The organism is Enterobacter sp. UPMP701 (assembly GCF_053709515.1).
This window is the reverse complement of sequence record NZ_JBSKJN010000003.1, coordinates 459653-475888: the sequence shown is the minus strand read 5'-3', so window position 1 is coordinate 475888 and position 16236 is coordinate 459653. Positions and strand designations below refer to the sequence as shown.

General features: G+C 57.4%; 14 protein-coding genes. 1 reads left to right on the top strand and 13 read right to left on the bottom strand.

The window, feature by feature from the left end:
* Positions 1 to 17: 17 nt before the first annotated feature.
* The 7 genes from tap to ACWKXT_RS11055 form a co-directional block, all read right to left on the bottom strand.
* On the bottom strand, positions 18 to 1619 hold the full coding sequence (gene tap, locus ACWKXT_RS11085; protein ID WP_454532451.1) for a methyl-accepting chemotaxis protein IV: 1602 nt from the start codon (positions 1617 to 1619) through the stop codon (positions 18 to 20).
* A gap of 44 nt (positions 1620 to 1663) precedes the next feature.
* Entirely contained in the window at positions 1664 to 3331 is a 1668-nt protein-coding gene (tar, locus tag ACWKXT_RS11080; protein ID WP_454532450.1) for a methyl-accepting chemotaxis protein II, read from the bottom strand.
* 84 nt (positions 3332 to 3415) lie between these two features.
* Positions 3416 to 4378, bottom strand: coding sequence for a Csu type fimbrial protein (locus tag ACWKXT_RS11075; protein ID WP_454532449.1), 963 nt, complete (start codon positions 4376 to 4378; stop codon positions 3416 to 3418).
* Positions 4375 to 6759: a fimbria/pilus outer membrane usher protein gene (locus tag ACWKXT_RS11070; RefSeq protein ID WP_454532448.1), complete on the bottom strand. Its 2385-nt coding sequence runs from the start codon at positions 6757 to 6759 to the stop codon at positions 4375 to 4377. Before ACWKXT_RS11070 ends, ACWKXT_RS11075 begins: the two co-directional genes overlap by 4 nt.
* Positions 6735 to 7493, bottom strand: a complete 759-nt coding sequence (locus ACWKXT_RS11065; RefSeq protein ID WP_454532447.1) for a fimbrial biogenesis chaperone — start codon at positions 7491 to 7493, stop codon at positions 6735 to 6737. Before ACWKXT_RS11065 ends, ACWKXT_RS11070 begins: the two co-directional genes overlap by 25 nt.
* A 16-nt stretch (positions 7494 to 7509) precedes the next feature.
* A complete protein-coding gene (locus tag ACWKXT_RS11060) occupies positions 7510 to 8058 on the bottom strand; it encodes a Csu type fimbrial protein (RefSeq protein ID WP_454527797.1) in 549 nt (182 codons plus the stop codon).
* 12 nt (positions 8059 to 8070) lie between these two features.
* The gene (locus ACWKXT_RS11055; protein ID WP_454527798.1) at positions 8071 to 8643 is read right to left on the bottom strand and encodes a Csu type fimbrial protein; all 573 of its coding nucleotides are present in this window, start codon (positions 8641 to 8643) and stop codon (positions 8071 to 8073) included.
* 429 nt (positions 8644 to 9072) lie between these two features.
* Between ACWKXT_RS11055 and ACWKXT_RS11050 the strand changes: the two genes are divergently transcribed.
* On the top strand, positions 9073 to 10332 hold the full coding sequence (locus ACWKXT_RS11050) for a dicarboxylate/amino acid:cation symporter (RefSeq protein ID WP_454532446.1): 1260 nt from the start codon (positions 9073 to 9075) through the stop codon (positions 10330 to 10332).
* A 374-nt stretch (positions 10333 to 10706) separates the two neighbouring features.
* Here the strand turns inward: ACWKXT_RS11050 and cheW are convergent, their stop codons facing one another.
* From cheW to flhD, 6 genes are all read right to left on the bottom strand, one after another.
* A complete protein-coding gene (cheW, locus tag ACWKXT_RS11045) occupies positions 10707 to 11210 on the bottom strand; it encodes a chemotaxis protein CheW (protein WP_008500420.1) in 504 nt (167 codons plus the stop codon).
* Positions 11211 to 11229: 19 nt separating this feature from the next.
* On the bottom strand, positions 11230 to 13266 hold the full coding sequence (gene cheA, locus ACWKXT_RS11040; RefSeq protein WP_454527800.1) for a chemotaxis protein CheA: 2037 nt from the start codon (positions 13264 to 13266) through the stop codon (positions 11230 to 11232).
* Positions 13267 to 13270: 4 nt separating this feature from the next.
* A complete protein-coding gene (gene motB, locus ACWKXT_RS11035) occupies positions 13271 to 14200 on the bottom strand; it encodes a flagellar motor protein MotB (RefSeq protein WP_217478859.1) in 930 nt (309 codons plus the stop codon).
* On the bottom strand, positions 14197 to 15084 hold the full coding sequence (gene motA, locus ACWKXT_RS11030) for a flagellar motor stator protein MotA (RefSeq protein WP_008500417.1): 888 nt from the start codon (positions 15082 to 15084) through the stop codon (positions 14197 to 14199). Before motA ends, motB begins: the two co-directional genes overlap by 4 nt.
* Positions 15085 to 15207: 123 nt before the next feature.
* Positions 15208 to 15786, bottom strand: a complete 579-nt coding sequence (flhC, locus tag ACWKXT_RS11025; protein ID WP_013096051.1) for a flagellar transcriptional regulator FlhC — start codon at positions 15784 to 15786, stop codon at positions 15208 to 15210.
* Positions 15787 to 15788: 2 nt separating this feature from the next.
* A complete protein-coding gene (gene flhD, locus ACWKXT_RS11020; protein ID WP_208861682.1) occupies positions 15789 to 16139 on the bottom strand; it encodes a flagellar transcriptional regulator FlhD in 351 nt (116 codons plus the stop codon).
* Between the last annotated feature and the right edge of the window lie 97 nt (positions 16140 to 16236).

Genomic DNA, 16236 nt, shown 5'->3' with positions numbered 1-16236 from the left:
CGCCTTCTTAATTACATTCAGGATACAACTGGCACGGCCTGCGACCGCCCGACTTCTGTTACTGCTTCAACGTGCTCTTTCACATTAAATACCGCGACCAGTCCGGTCAGACGATCTGCCTGGCTGGCCAGCTGATCGGTTGCCGCTGCCGCTTCCTCAACTAACGAGGCGTTCTGTTGCGTCACCTGATCCATCTGGCTGACGGCCTGGGCAACCTGCTCAATGCCGCGACGCTGTTCGTCCGACGCCGAGGCAATTTCGCCCATGATGTCGTTCACCCGCGTAACGGAGGTGACAATCTCGTGCATGGTTTTCGCCGCCGTGTCCACCAGCATTGAGCCCTGCTGAACGCGTGAGACCGACTCTTCAATCAGCACCTTAATCTCTTTCGCCGCGTTGGCGCTGCGGCTCGCCAGGTTACGCACTTCCCCCGCCACCACCGCAAATCCGCGCCCTTGCTCACCGGCACGCGCCGCTTCAACGGCGGCATTCAGCGCCAGAATGTTGGTCTGGAACGCAATACCGTCAATCACGCTGATGATGTCACCAATCTTCTGCGAGCTGGCGGCGATCTCCTGCATGGTGCTGGCAACGTGGGACGCCTGGTCGCCGCCCTTCTTCGCCGTCATCGCCGCCTGTTTTGACAGGTCAGACGCCTGGCGCGCGTTATCGGCGTTCTGGCTTACCGTCGCGGTCAGCTGTTCCATGCTGGCCGCCGTCTGCGCCAGCGAGGCTGCCTGTTGCTCGGTGCGTGACGAAAGATCGTTATTCCCTGCCGCAATCTCGGAGATCCCGGTGTGCATGGCGTAACTGCCCTGACGCACGTCGCTCACCGTTTCCCGCAGCGATCCCTGCATGGCCTTCAGGCTGGCAAAGATCGCTGAAATTTCGTTTCTGCCAAACACCGCCACCGGACGCGCCAGGTCACCCTTCGCAATACTGTCGAAGTGGCTGCTGATAATCGCCAGCGGCTGCACAATCATTCTGCGCGCCCAGAGCAGCGCCCCGCCGGTCAGTAACCCCGCCAGAATCACGACGACGGCAAAGATAACGCCCGACATGTGATAGCTGGTGCGGCTCGCTTCACCGGCGCGCAGAACCGACTGATTAATGTCCTGCTGCCACGCGTCAAAGCTGCCATCAAACGCCGCCTGAGACGCCTGAACCGGTGCGGTCATAAAGTCCGAAAGCTGGTTGTTCTCAAGCCAGGTCGCCTGGTGGTCCAGATCGCCGTACCACTGCTCAAAGTTCGTCTTCATGGCGGCTTTCAGCGCTTTCTCTTTCTCGCTGTCAGCGGCCTGCGCCGTGAAGGCCTTAAACTGCGCGTCAGCCTGTTTCAGGCTCGCGCGGGCGGTTGCCATCAGCGCTTTAATGTCATCCGGCGGATAACTCAGCGCGGTTAAGGTTCCCGCCTTGTTCAGCGCAGTGCTTGCCTGCAACAGCACGGCACGCGTTTGTGCCAGTGCGGAGCGCTGCTGATTACTCGCCTCAACGTCCTGCAAATTCTGATAGCCATCGCGAAACGCCCAAAAAGACAACCCGTTACTGCCAACCTGCAACACACCGCAAAGGATCAGAATCAAAAACAGTGTGGTCGAGATACGAATACGATTTAACATCCACGCTCCCATCAAGCGGCAAGCAGCCGCGGTTTAATTGTCAGTCAAAATGTTTCCCAGTTTTCATCTTGTCCGGTCGTCGCGGTGCGGGTACGGTTTGCAGCCGATTCAGCGGCTGGCGCGCGATACGTCGCCTGCGGGGTGACCGTGTTTCCAGCGAGTGAAGCGAGACGAAACGTCGAGACGGCCATCTTCAGACGGCTCGCCTGGTCTTCCAGCGCAGCGGCCGCCGCAGCGGACTCCTGCACCAGCGCAGCGTTTTGTTGTGTCACGCGGTCCATTTCCGATACCGCCAGAGCAACCTGGTCGATACCACGACTCTGCTCATCAGACGCAGAGGCGATTTCACCCATGATGTCCGTCACGCGGGTAACGGCATTCACGATGTCATTCATGGTCTCCCCTGCGCTTTCTACCAGCACGGAGCCGGTATCCACGCGGGAGACGGAATCTTCAATCAGGGCTTTGATCTCTTTCGCCGCATTGGCGCTGCGGCTGGCGAGGTTACGCACTTCCCCGGCCACCACCGCAAACCCGCGGCCCTGCTCACCGGCACGAGCGGCCTCAACGGCGGCGTTCAGCGCCAGGATGTTGGTCTGGAAGGCAATACCGTCGATGACGCTGATGATGTCGGCGATTTTCTTCGAGCTGTCGGCGATTTCGTGCATGGTCTTCACCACGCCATCCACCACGCGACCGCCGCGCTGCGCCGTCTCGGAGGCGCTTTCCGCCAGCTGAGACGCCTGACGGGCGTTATCGGCGTTCTGCTTCACGGTGGCCGTCAGTTCTTCCATGCTGGCTGCGGTCTCTTCCAGCGCAGACGCCTGCTGTTCCGTACGGGAAGAGAGGTCGTTATTCCCCATCGCAATTTCGCTGGTGCCGGTATAGATTGCCTCGGATCCGTTACGCACGTTGGCGACGGTCTCGATTAACGACCGCTGCATGTGGTCAACGCTGTTCGCCAGTTCGGTGATCTCGTTGCGCCCGGACACGGTCAGCGTTTTGGTCAGATCGCCAGCGGCAATCTCGCGGATATGCGCAATCACGCGGCCAAGCGGGTTGAGAAGGATATGGCGAATGCCATACCAGACCGCCACCAGCACAATGACCAGCGCCAGCGCCATCACGGCCATCTGCCATTTCGCAAAGCGGTAGTCATTCTGGCTTTCCGTAAAGGCCGAGTGGTACAGATCGCCGCTGGCCTTCGCGTACTCCCCCAGCGCCGCGCCGAGTGCGTTTTGCATCCCCTGCGTCGGCTGTGCGAAGTAGGCGTCCATGTTGCCGCTCTCCAGGAACTGGATCAGCTCCGTCAGCCCGGCATAGTAGGCGTTGTATTTTTCGTCAATGTTCTGGCTCACCTGCGCCATCACGGGCTGCGGGGTGATTTTTTTAAAGGCGTCGTAGTGTTTTGCCGCGTCGGCCAGGGTGCCGCGCGCGTTTTTCAGCAGATCGGTTTTCGCGCTGCTCTGCTGATTGTTCGGATCCATCATCATGCGCGCGGAGGAACGGCTCAGGTTGATACGCGTTTGCAGCATCAGATCCCACGTCGATGTGAGCTCACTCTGCTGCAGGCGGAGATCGTTCGAGGCCGCAAAGCTGTCCTGATTCTGTTTTAACGACGAGAAAAAAAGCCCGCCGGAGATAAGCTGAAGTAGTGCGAAAATGACCAGCACCATCATGAGCATTGTGACAACGCGGATACGGTTCAACATACAACACCTTCTCATATATTTATTAACGGTGTTATCGGCACAGGCCACAGGAACTTTACATTTGCGAAAGGGAAAAGCGCGGGGTTAAAACGCGACGTCAACGATCAGCGTATCGGTGTACGTACCGGCGGGCGGCGTGGCCTGACTGGTCAGGACTTTAGCGGTGTAGTTGTAGGTACGCAGTAAACCGTCAGAGCTGACCTGCGAGGACGTCGCGCTGGTCCAGCGCTCGGTGCCGCTGCCGCCCCAGCGGTTGGTTGTGGCTTCTTTATAGATGTCATAACTCAGGGTGTTACTGCCGCTTACCATCCGGCGGACATTATTGAGAGCATTGGCACCGTTATTAATGCCGATGGTATAGGTGCTGCCTTTGGTGCAGGTGACGGCAATGGCCTGGGAAACAGTGGGGAAACTTTGCACCAGCGGCGCGCTGGTAAAGTTCACGTCCGGCGTGGTCATGGCGCTGCAGTCATTGGTGACGTTCATGTTAAGCAGAATGCTGGTCGTTGCAGTGCCCGACTGGGGAGATGTACACAGGCTTCCAAGACCGACGGCGCAGACGTTGTAGTTGATGCTGAAGGTCAGCTGCACCTGGTAAGGCCCGGCGGTGACGTTTTGCCCGGCGACGGTGCGAAAATAGAGCGGTATGTTGTACCGCTTTGACCCGAGCAATCCCAGCAGTGTGTTCCCGCTCCAGGTATACGCTTTGCTTATCTGCACCTCGCTGCTGCTCGCGCACCCGGATAATCCGCACAGCCGGGTGGGGATCACGTCCGTGATGGCCGCGTTATCCGTACGCTTCATGGTGGCGCGGCTGTTGCCCGAAACCGATGCCGAGGTGTAGTTCAGCGTCACTGAGTCGCTGGTCAGGACGTTGAGCACGGCATCACACGCCACCACCAGCGTACCGGTAGTTTCCACCTCCCCGTTTCCGCTCAGCGCGAACGAGGTGACGCTGCCAAACGACGCATCGACCGTACTGACGGTGCACGCCGCCCAGCCGCCGCCGGAGAACAGCAGCAACATCAACAGCAGCAGGCGCGTCATGGTTCCTCCCGACAAACCAGCGGGCCGTAGGTTTGCAGCTTGTGTTCCGGATTTGCCCCCACCGTCAGGGTCGCCGTGCAGCGCTTCCCGCCTGGGGTAACCACCTCAAGCGGGTTCACGTCGCTGAGGTTTTCCAGCCAGGCGATGCCGTCGTACCCCACCACCGCGTTGCTGCGCGACGCGCGTCGGACCTGGCTTCCCACCGGGATCGCCTGGCCCTGCGAATCGTGCAGGATGACGCTCGCCACCCGTTCCTGCTCCATCGGGAAGTCCACCAGATAGCCGCTGTGACGCCGAATGGCGATCCGCCGCTCCGTCTCTTTCAGCCGGGTATCCGCCGGCAGATTCAGCGTGTCGATCCGGTAGCTCGCCGGATAATAGGCCGACACCCCGCTGACCAGCAGGTAGCCGTTGTTATTCGTTTTGCCGACGGGCTGGTTCTCGTAGCTGACAGGCACGTCCGGGTGCCCGTCGGTACTGATCACGACAAACGCATCGTTGATTTTGTTCGCCGCAAACAGCTCGCCGTCCATCAGCACAACGGCGCCCATCGCTTCGCCCCACCAGGTCATGGACTCTCTTTCACCATAGCCGCCGCCCTGCAGTTCGATGTTGTTGTTGCGCCAGCCCAGGGTTCCCTGTTGATAATCACGCGAGCGCGACTGGTTGGCCCAGGCCATGTTCCAGCTAAACCCGCCGTCAGAAGGCATAGAGTGGTTGTAGTTAATGCGCTGCGTGCTGCCTGCATCCGGGGTGTTTTCAACGGTGACGGCAACGCTGTCCCGTACCCCCAACGGAACCTGCAGCGACAGCGCGACCGTCCAGTCCCCACGCTGCTGGTCCCGGCTGCCGGCCAGGTAAATGCTGCTCGCCCCCCACAGATTACGGCTCCAGGAGAGATTGAGCAGCTCCGTTTTTTGGCTGTCAAAACTCTCCACGCCAATCCAGGCCGCGCCGATATTGCCGTACTGCCCCAGATTGAAGGTCAGAGAATACTGGTCCGTATTGCGGCTAAAGCTGGCGATGGGCCGGTTATTTTCGTCATACACCGTCGGCTGATCGTAGAGCGCCAGGTTGCCGAAGCCACGATCGCGACGGGTATGCTGGGTGGCGAGGCTAAATTCGCTGGTGCTGTACTGATAACCCCAGTTAATTTGCCCGCCGTCGTCCCCGCGCATGCGGCTTTGTGAGTAAGAGGTATTCACCACACCAAACCGCCCGAGTTTTATCACCGTCCCCGCCCCGCCCTGCGCCAGTTCTTCTGCTCCTTCGGCGTGGCCCTCCAGCGTCAGCCAGTCGGTTAGCCCGTAGCGATACGAACCGCTGCCTGCCGCAGGACCATAGTCAAAATTTCTGATGCCGTAATTCCGCCGCAGGCTGCCAAGCGTCACGGCGCCGTCGCTCAGCCCTTGTTTAAGCAAATCGCTGGTGACGTAAAACGGCAGCGTGGTACTCACCTGACGCCCCAGCGCATCGGTGGTGACCAGTACCGCATCCCCCGCCCCGTTGATATAGGGCAAATTGGTCAGGGTGAAGGGGCCCGGCTGGAGCTGCGTTGAGCCGGAGCGATAGCCGTTGATGAAGAGATCCACCGAGGTGGGCACTGCCGCCTCTCCCGAGAACTCCGGCAGCGGCCATGTCACCAGGTCCGGGCGCAGGGAGAAATCGCGTCCGTAGCTAATGCCGCCCATCCGCACGCTGGAGCTCCAGCTCAGGGCATCGCTGATCACATCCCCGGCGCTCCAGGTGGTCGCGTCATCTTCATTGGTGATCAACAGCGTGGTGTCATAGCGGACATAGCCTTCCTGTTGCCCGTCATTGGCGGTGAAATTTTTTCGGGCATAGCCGGTGGAGGAGAACGAGCCGCTCTCATTGAAGTAGCGGAACTCGTGCCAGAGCGACGCCTGACCGCCGATATGTTCCGTGTGGTTGGTATAGAAATCATAATTCAGCAGCGCCCCGCGGCCGTAGTGCGGTTTGGACTGCGCCGCTTGCGCGCCAAAAGGGGTTACGCGGGCGGTGACCCAGTCGCGCGGAACGGTCAGCAGCAGGCGCTGCGCCGCGCTGTCGTACTCCACCCGAACCTGATTAAGCGTACTGAGATCCACCTCTCCGGCGGGCACATGCTCCGGGGGGAGTCCTGCGCGCAGCAAATCGGCGCTGGAGATAAAGAAAGCGCCCTGACGCTGCGTCACGGGCACCACCAGGCCGGTGTCGTAGTGGTTAAGCACAAGGGCAAGCTGAAACACCGCCTCATCGTTTAGCGCCTGTGCCTGCGGAGGCGGCGGCAAACTGTCGTCACCGGGATCGGCCCAGGTCGTGGCGCTGACGCAAAGCAGTATCATTATTGCCGGCTTCAGTTGACGGGGGGCGACTGCCATTGTTCGTCCCTGGCATTAATCTGCGCACTCATCCTGTCTGGCTGACGTACGCCAGCGGGTATCGGCCAGCTGCGGGTGCTGCCCGGAAGGACGTAACCCAGTAACCCTTCCGCGACGGTGCGTTTCTGTCCCCCCTGCTCCAGTGACACCTGGCTCAGTTTGACATGGACATCCCCCCGATTCCGGACTTCAAGTGCAGGCTGTCCCTCCGATTTCGTCACCCGCCAGCTCAGGTTTTGGGTCTCCACCAGCGCATGATGCGCCCCTTCTTTTATTGCCGGGATCCCCTGTCCGTAGACAAACAGCGGGATGGAGTAACGCATCTGTAACTTGAGGCCAATGGACGGTTCCGCCTTCGCGTCAGGCTGGGGAATTTCGTCCACGATGATGCGGTAGGCTTGCTCGACGCCTGCTGGCACTGCGCCCTGTTTAATCAGGCGAATCAGCTGCTTATTGCCCTTCTGGATGGTGACAATCGGCGGGCTGGCGACCACATCCTGCTGCGCGCTATAGCGTTCGTAACCGCCTTCCTGCTTCCAGCGTACAATGCGCACCTGCATGGTCGTCGCGCTGTTTCCCTGGTTCTGGATCCATAGCTCCGTGGCTCTGGCGTCGGCGGCAAGCCATGGATCGATGGGCCAGAGCAGAATGGTGGCTGCCGCCTGCGCCTGTCCGGACGCTGCAATGCCTGCCAGAACACCCGCCAGACACAGACGCCTGATAAATGGCTTCATCGCCTCTCTCCCTTTATTACCATGACAAGGTCACGGTGAGCTGATCGGAATACGTTCCTGCCGGGCTAAATCCGGTCAGTAGCGCCACGCCAAAAAGCGGCAGCGCGATGTTATTGCTGTTGGTATAGGTCACCGGTATCGCCTGGTTGACACCAATTTCGCTGTTCGCCGCCAGCGAACTGCTGCTGTAGAGCCGGTAGGGGACCATTTCCGTCCCGTTCGCGCGTTTCATTCGGCGAACGGATGAATAATTCTGACCGCCATTAATACTCATGCTCAGCGCCACGCCTGGCGTGCAGGCGATCGACAAGGCCCCGTTTGGTACAAAGCTGGTGCTCACCGGCGCGCTTTCCACACCGTTATGGGTGCCAAAATCCAGCGTACCGAGAAGCCCCCCGCTGCCGGTGGCGACCGCGCAGCCCGGTACGATGGTCGCGCTGACCTTAAACGACTGCGAGGTCACCGCTTCTGCCGGGGATACCATCAGCAGCCCGAGCACCAGCGCGATAAAAGGCTGCACGGATCCCTCTGCGCAGTTGCGCAGAGATATAAAAGATGCCCTCATGGCAGTGCTGGTCTAGTAGGTCACGCTGACGTTAATCGTGTCGGTGTAGGTACCCGGAACCACCGTCACGCTATTACCACCGCCGGTAATGCGTCCGTACAGGGTGTAGCTGTCCACCCCGCCCGCCGTGGAGGCTATCGGCAGCGCAGCGTTATTGGCAATCACGGTATTAAACCCGCTGTCGCTGTACAGGCTGTATGCCACGCCCTGCGCCGCGTTGGCCGTATTCACCAGATAGCGCTCTGGCGTACCGGGCGAGCCGACCACGGATCCGGGCGCGGTGGAGTGGGTATTCCCGGTAATCGCCACCGTATAGCTGGCGGTCGTACATTGAATGGTGAAGGTGTTTCCGCCGCTGGCACCGCTCAGTTGCGTCGTAAGAGTGGAAAAGGTAGCCGGATGGGTACCGAAATCGAGCGTACCGAAGTTAATGCCGCTTTGCGCGGGCGATCCGTTAATCAGGCAGCCGTTTGTCAGCGTCAGCGTTGCACCAATAGTGCCGTTGCTGGTGACCGCCAGCGCCTGATGGGCTGTTGTCGCAGTCAGCAACGCGCCTGCGCAGATCAAAAGAAGTTTTCTTTTCATTTACCACCCTCCAGAAGACGTCTCCGTTCCCTTGCGACATTTTATTTTTTCCGCTCAAGATGTTAGCCCCGCTTAACGTTCCTCTGAGGGGGTTACTGAGAATTTAGTTTACGGATATCGCTTCGACCACCCGGGGCGCGCTGAGACAAACCAATGTCTTATTGACAGGTATTTTTATTAAAAAACATAAGGTTAAAGAGGAAGAAAGAAAAAATCCGTTACGTAAACTGAGGATATATCCGCTGAAGTGTGATAAGCGTCACAATATATCGTCACGCTAATCACAACAAAACTAATAAAAATTAAAAAGGAGTTGTATCCCCCTACGCTTTGCGTCAATTTATGTGCCGAATATTTTCCCGCGCAGTAATAAAAAATTTATATGTATCGGCGCGGACTCCATCTGAAGCGCATAGAGGGTCTTTTTTCGTGGCAAGTGCAAACAAACTCACACTCTTCATCGTGATATTCATGCTGGCGGGTATTCTTTCAGGGGCGGCAATTCACGAGTACGCATCTGCGGATGCCATCAAATCCTGGTCGGATAATATTACCCTTCTGACCGATATTTTCCTCCGTCTGATCAAAATGGTCATTGCGCCGCTGGTCTTCAGCACGCTGACCGTAGGCATTATGAAGCTGGGTGAAACCTCCACCATTGGTCGTGTGGGCGGCAAAGCGATGGTGTGGTTTATCAGTTCATCCGTGCTTTCTATTCTGGTCGGCCTGTTTATCGTCACGCTGGAGCATCCCGGCAGCGGTCTGAACCTGTCTATTCCAACCGAGGCAGTGGATACCGGTCTGGCCGTGGGCGGGATGACGCTGAAAGCGTTCCTGTCTCACACCATTCCAACCAGCATCGCAGGGGCGATGTCGAACAATGAGATCCTGCAGATTGTGGTGTTCTCAATGTTCTTTGGCATCGGCGGCGCATCGCTGGGGCAGAAATTCAACGCGCCGCTGGTTGCCGCGCTGGATGTGGTTTCCCATATCATGCTGAAGGTAACGGGTTACGTGATGTACGTTGCGCCGCTGGCCATCTTCGCGGCGATCTCCTCCGTCATTGCCACGCAGGGCCTGGGTATTCTGCTGAACTACGCCTCCTTTATAGGCGGCTATTATGTTGCCATCCTGCTCACCTGCATGGTGCTGCTGGCCGTAGGCTACATGGTGTTGAAAAAAGAGGTGTTTCGCCTGGTCAGCATGCTGAAAGATCCAGTGCCGGTCGCGTTCACCACCAGCAGTTCTGAAGCGGCCTATCCTAAAACGCTGGAACAGCTGGAGCGCTTTGGCTGCTCGCGCAATATCGCCTCTTTCGTCCTGCCGATTGGCTACTCCTTCAACCTGGTGGGGTCGATGGTGTACTGCTCGTTCGCCTCAATGTTTATCGCTCAGGCGTACAACATTCACCTGAGTTTCTCTGAAGTGACGGTGCTGATGCTGACCCTGATGCTGGCTTCAAAAGGGATTGCGGGCGTACCGCGTTCATCCCTGGTGGTGCTGGCCGCGACGATCCCGAGCTTTAACATTCCGGTGGCAGGCATTCTGCTGCTGATGGGAATTGACCATTTCCTGGATATGGGCCGTTCCGCGATTAACGTGCTGGGGAACGGGATTGCGACGGCGATGCTCTCGCAGAATGAAGGCGCGCGGGAAGCGGAAGCTGAGCTGGTAGAGCAGGAAGCGTAAGGGTACAAAAAAGGGTGAGGCCTGATGCCCTCACCCCGTCCCTCTCCCTTAGGGCTGAGGGATCCCCACAAAATAATGTCTGCATGGAACAGTCCCATCGCCCCTTTGGGGAGAGGGTTAGGGTGAGGAGAACATACAGCTCTGGTGGTCATTCCGTTCACTTTATGTTCCTTGCTACTCTGTAACGACATGACCGGTGAACATGCCAGGGTGGCTCAGTCGCCACCACCCTGGCAACCCAGGCTCCCGGCGGTAAATCGCCGCTTCGCGGTGCCCTCGGCTTATTCCTTCCGGCTTATCGGGGATCCCTCAGCCCCGTGGGAGGGGGAGCAAACACAATAAACGGCAACCCCTGGTCGCCGTTTTGCATTTACCTACGCTACATGACTCGCGGCGATATCCAGCAGCGCCATCTCATCGCTGTTCAGCAGCTTCTCGATGTTCACCAGAATCAGCATACGCTCGCCGAGCGCGCCCAGACCGGTCAGGTATTCGGTCGACAGCGTGACCGCAAACTCCGGCGCAGGACGAATCTGATCGGAGGTCAGAGAGAGCACGTCAGATACGCCATCCACCACGATACCCACCACGCGCTGCCCCAGATTCAGGACGATCACCACGGTGTTGTCGTTGTAGTCAACGTCACCCTGGCTGAACTTCACGCGCAAATCCACGATTGGCACAATAACGCCACGCAGGTTGGTGACGCCTTTAATAAACGCAGGCGTGTTAGCGATGCGGGTAACCTGGTCGTAACCACGAATTTCCTGCACTTTCAGGATATCGATGCCGTACTCCTCATCGCCCAAAGTGAATACCAGGAACTCCTGCCCTGATGGCTCGCCCGCCAGTTTCGTTACATTACTCATACCGGTCATGTTATTACCTTCTACTTAATCAGGCGGCTGTGTACGCCACACGTTGTTCACGATTTAATCCCTGAAGCGCCGACACATCGACGATCAGCGCCACGCTGCCATCCCCGAGAATGGTGGCAGCGGAAATACCCGGCACCTTGCGGTAGTTACTTTCGAGGTTCTTCACCACCACCTGGTGCTGACCAATCAACTGATCGACCAGCAGCGCGTAGCGACGGCCCGCACTTTGCAGGATCACCACAATACCCTGCGTGGCCTCGGTCTTCGCCCCGTCCACTTCAAACACTTTCCACAGTTCGACCAGCGGCAGGTATTCGCCGCGCACTTCAAGCACGCGCTCACCGCCCGCCAGCGGATGCAGATCTTCTTCACGCGGCTGGAGGGATTCCATCACCGCGTTCAGCGGCAGAATAAAGACTTCGTCCGCGACTTTGACTGACATGCCGTCGAGGATCGCCAGCGTCAGCGGCAGCAGGATGCGAATAGTGGTGCCGGAACCCTGTTTAGACTGGATCTCAACGTGGCCGCCCATCTCCTGGATGTTACGTTTCACCACGTCCATGCCGACGCCGCGCCCGGAAACGTCCGTCACCTGCTCGGCGGTCGAGAAGCCCGGCGCGAAGATCAGCATGCCCACTTCTTCGTCGGTCATGTTTTCATTTACCGCCATCCCCTGCGAAATGGCCTTCGCCAGGATGCGTTCGCGGTTCAGACCTGCGCCGTCATCGGTCACTTCAATGCAGATGTTCCCGCCCTGATGTTCTGCAGAGAGGATCAGGTTCCCGACCGGAGATTTCCCGGCGGCAATGCGGTTTTCCGGCAGTTCAATACCGTGGTCGAGGCTGTTACGCACCAGGTGCGTTAACGGATCGATGATGCGCTCGATCAGGCTCTTATCCAGCTCCGTTGAACTGCCCATCAGGGTCAGTTCAATCTGCTTATTCAGCTTGCTGGCGAGGTCGCGCACCAGGCGCGGGAAACGGCTGAAGACATATTCCATCGGCATCATACGGATCGACATCACCGATTCCTGCAGATCGCGGGCGTTACGCTGCAGCTGTCCCATGCTGGTAATCAGATCGCCATGGGTGACCGGGTCCAGTTCGTTTGAACGTTGCGCCAGCATGGACTGGGTGATCACCAGTTCGCCCACCAGGTTAATCAGCTGGTCGACCTTCTCAACGGCAACGCGAATGCTGGTGGACTCGCTGGAGCGCGCGGCCGGTTTTTCAGCGCGGCCTGGTGCCGCGGCCTCTTTTGGCACTGCCTTCAGCGCCGGAGCAGCAGGCGCAACAGCCGGTGCCGCAGCCTGCGCGACGACGGCCACCTCTTCTTGCGCAGCAGGCGCTTCTGCCGGGGCGGTTTCGGTTTCGAAGGCAATCTGGTCAGCTTCAATTACAAAGCACAGCACCGCCACGATATCGTCCTGATCGATTCCGTCATCCAGGGTCGCGGCGAGACTGTCCTTGCCTTTCACCACGTTAGTTAATTTCGCCAGGTTACCCAGCTCTTCTTCCAGCAGGTTAACTTCGTTCTCTTTCAGGCGTGACAGCACAACGCGCAGTTTGCCCGCTTGTGCAGCGGCTGGCGCGGCCTCTTCGGCAGCGGATGCATCGACAACGCTCAGCTTCGCCGCAGGGACAACGGCTGCAGCGACTTCACCTTTCGCTTCCAGGGCGAGCTGGCGCAGCGCATTGCAGATGTATTCAAAGCTGGCGGCATCAGGCTCTGCCGAACTTTTATAGGCGTCGAGCTGTTCCTGCATAATATCTTTGGTTTCCAAAAACAGGTTGATAATGTCGGTATTGAGCTGCATCTCACCGCGTCGTGCTTCATCAAGCAGGTTTTCCATTAAGTGGGTTGTTTCCTGCAGAATGGTAAATCCAAACGTTCCGGCTCCGCCTTTAATGGAGTGCGCCGCACGGAAGATGGCATTGAGCTGCTCGGAATCCGGTGCTTCGGGCACCAGATCGAGCAAATGTTGCTCCATATCGGCCAACAGTTCGTCGGCTTCATCAAAGAATGTCTGGTAAAAATCGCTAATATCCATGCTCACGCTATCACCTCGGATTGGCTGGTGGCGATGTTGGAACGGCAGCCGCAGGGACGGCCCCAGGCTGTTTTAAATCGTCCAGTGACTCATTCTGACTTTCGGCGTTTTCGTGCAGGATGGCCTGCTCCGCCTGCTGGTTCAGCACTAAAAGACTGATACGACGGTTGATGGCGTCATCCGGCCCGCGGTCGGAGACGCGCATGGTTGCTGCCATGCCGACCACGCGCAGTACCTTGCCATCATCAAGCCCACCTGCCACCAGCTCGCGACGCGAGGCGTTGGCACGATCGGCAGAAAGCTCCCAGTTGCTGTATCCCTTCTCTCCACTGGCGTACGGGAAATCATCCGTGTGGCCCGACAGGCTGATTCGGTTAGGAATGCCGTTCAGCACCGGGGCAATGGCGCGTAAAATATCGCGCATGTACGGTTCAACTTCCGCACTCCCGGTCTTAAACATCGGGCGGTTCTGGCTGTCAATAATCTGAATACGCAGCCCTTCCTGAACCAGATCGATTTTCAGGTGCGGACGCAGCGCGCGCAGCTTGGGGTCGGCTTCAATCAGCTGATCGAGATCGCCACGCAGTTTTTTCAGCCGCGCCTGCTCCATCTTGCGTTTCAGCTCGTCGATGTTCGGCTCTTTTTTCACCTCACCCTTCTGTTGGGTGTAATCATCGCCGCCGCCAGGAATCGGGCTTTCGCTGTTAGAGATACGCGGCCCACCGGTCACCGCCGTCGCCAGCGGGGTACGGAAATATTCGGCAATCTGGATAAGCTCTTTCGGGCTGGAGATGGAGATCAGCCACATCACCAGGAAGAACGCCATCATTGCGGTCATAAAATCGGCGTACGCGATTTTCCAGGAGCCGTGGGCACCGTGTCCGCCGCCCTTGTGCTTGCGTTTTTTGACGATGACGATCGGATGGGACTGGTTTTTCATGCGTCCTCAGTTGTCGTCTGTTGGTTTGGGTTTTTCACCGCGCGCACGTGTTCTTCAAGCTCGATAAACGACGGACGCTCGCTGGAGTAAAGCGTTTTACGGCCAAATTCAACCGCGATCGGCGGTGCATAACCATTGAGGTTTGAAAGCAGCGTGATCTTCACGCACTGCATCATTTTGGTGGTTTCCGCGCTCTTCTGGCGCAGGACGCTTGCCAGCGGAGAGATAAAACCGTAAGCCAGCAAAATACCGAGGAAAGTACCCACCATCGCATGGGCAATCAGCGCGCCGAGTTCAGCCGCCGGGCGGTCCGCCGAGGCCAGGGCGTGTACTACGCCCATAACCGCCGCCACGATACCGAACGCGGGAAGCGAGTCGCCCACCAGCGCCAGGCTGTTAGCCGGCACTTCAGATTCGCTTTCGTGGGTTTCGATCTCTTCGTCCATCAGCGCTTCGATTTCGAAGGTATTCATATTGCCGCTGATGATGAGACGCAGGTAATCGACGATGAAATCCAGCATCATGGCGTCCGCCAGAATACGTGGATAGCTGGCAAAAATTTCGCTCTCTTTCGGGTTTTCGATATCCCGTTCAAGCGAGAACATCCCCTGCTGACGCGACTTCGCCATCAGGCGATAGAGCAGCGCCAGCAGATCCATATACATGCTTTTGGTGTATTTCGAGCGACGGAACAGCAATGGAATTGCCTTCAACGTGCCCTTGATCGATTTACCGTTATTACCAACGATAAAAGCCCCTACCCCTGCGCCGCCGATGATAATAAGTTCAGCCGGTTGATAGAGTGCTCCAAGGTGCCCGCCGGTCATCATGTAACCGCCGAAAACTGTACCGAGAACTACCAGGTAACCTAATAAGATAAGCACGACATCATCCTTCCGCTAGTGACTATGGCAAGGACGTTCAGTTCGCAGCGTTTACCGTTTGCGGGGTAAAAAAAAGCAGCGGTAATTGCTTACCGCTGCTGGAATCTTGCCCACACGTTCGGGTTAAACAGCTTGTTCGATCTGTTCATCCAGCAGTTGTGGAATAATATCGGCAGCATCCCGGGAAAGTTTACGTCTTTTTACTGCGCGGGATGGAGGCTGACATAAACTACAGGCGAAGCTGCCTGCAGGCTGATGAGCATGGGTAATAAAATTGCCGTCGCAGCAGTTGCAGCGCGATAGTTCAAGCATTCCGCTTTCGACAAAACGCACCAGCGTCCATGCGCGAGTCAGCGCCAGCAGTGGCCCCTCTTCCTGCTGTGGACATTGTTCAAGGTAAAGTTTGTAGGCTTTAATCACGGCGTCAACGCCGCTACATAAACCGGTTTTGAGGAGATACTGCCAGGCATTACAGAACATGGAGGCATGAATATTCTGCTCCCATGTCATAAACCAGTCCGTCGAGAACGGCAGCATGCCTTTCGGTGGGGGACTACCACGTAACTCTTTGTACAGTTTGATAAGACGACCACGACTCAGCTGAGTCTCGCTTTCCAGCATTTGTAAACGAGCACCCAGCGTAATCAGCTCCATGGCCAACTGTATGTCACGCGCTTCCTGAACAATGCTTTTCTCGCTCATTGCTAGGCCCTTTTCTTACGGGCTGCGTCATCAGGCTGGCTGATTTCGTGAAGCAAACGAGTGGAGAGCAGAATACCGGTATGGATCTGCTGCAGATCGTCAACACGGGATTCCTGCGTCAGACGCGTTATCGTCTGCGGATTATCAAAACGGAACTGGCACACCAGTTGATTTGTTTCCGCCAGTTTTACCATCTGCGGGAGGGTTAACCCACCCAGCATGGTTGCCATTTCTTCGTTAATACCCAGACGAAACATCGCGGACGCCTTGTCCTGACTAATTAAACGCTGCGCGAGCAGTAAATACGACAAATTGATGTCATAGATATGTTTTAGCAACTCGGATGTATGCATTGTTCCCATCCCGAATAACCAACTATTATTTTTATGCGGAAAGACCGCACCCCGTGATGTCGCCGGGAAATCACCCGGTATAAAAAAGAAAAGGCTA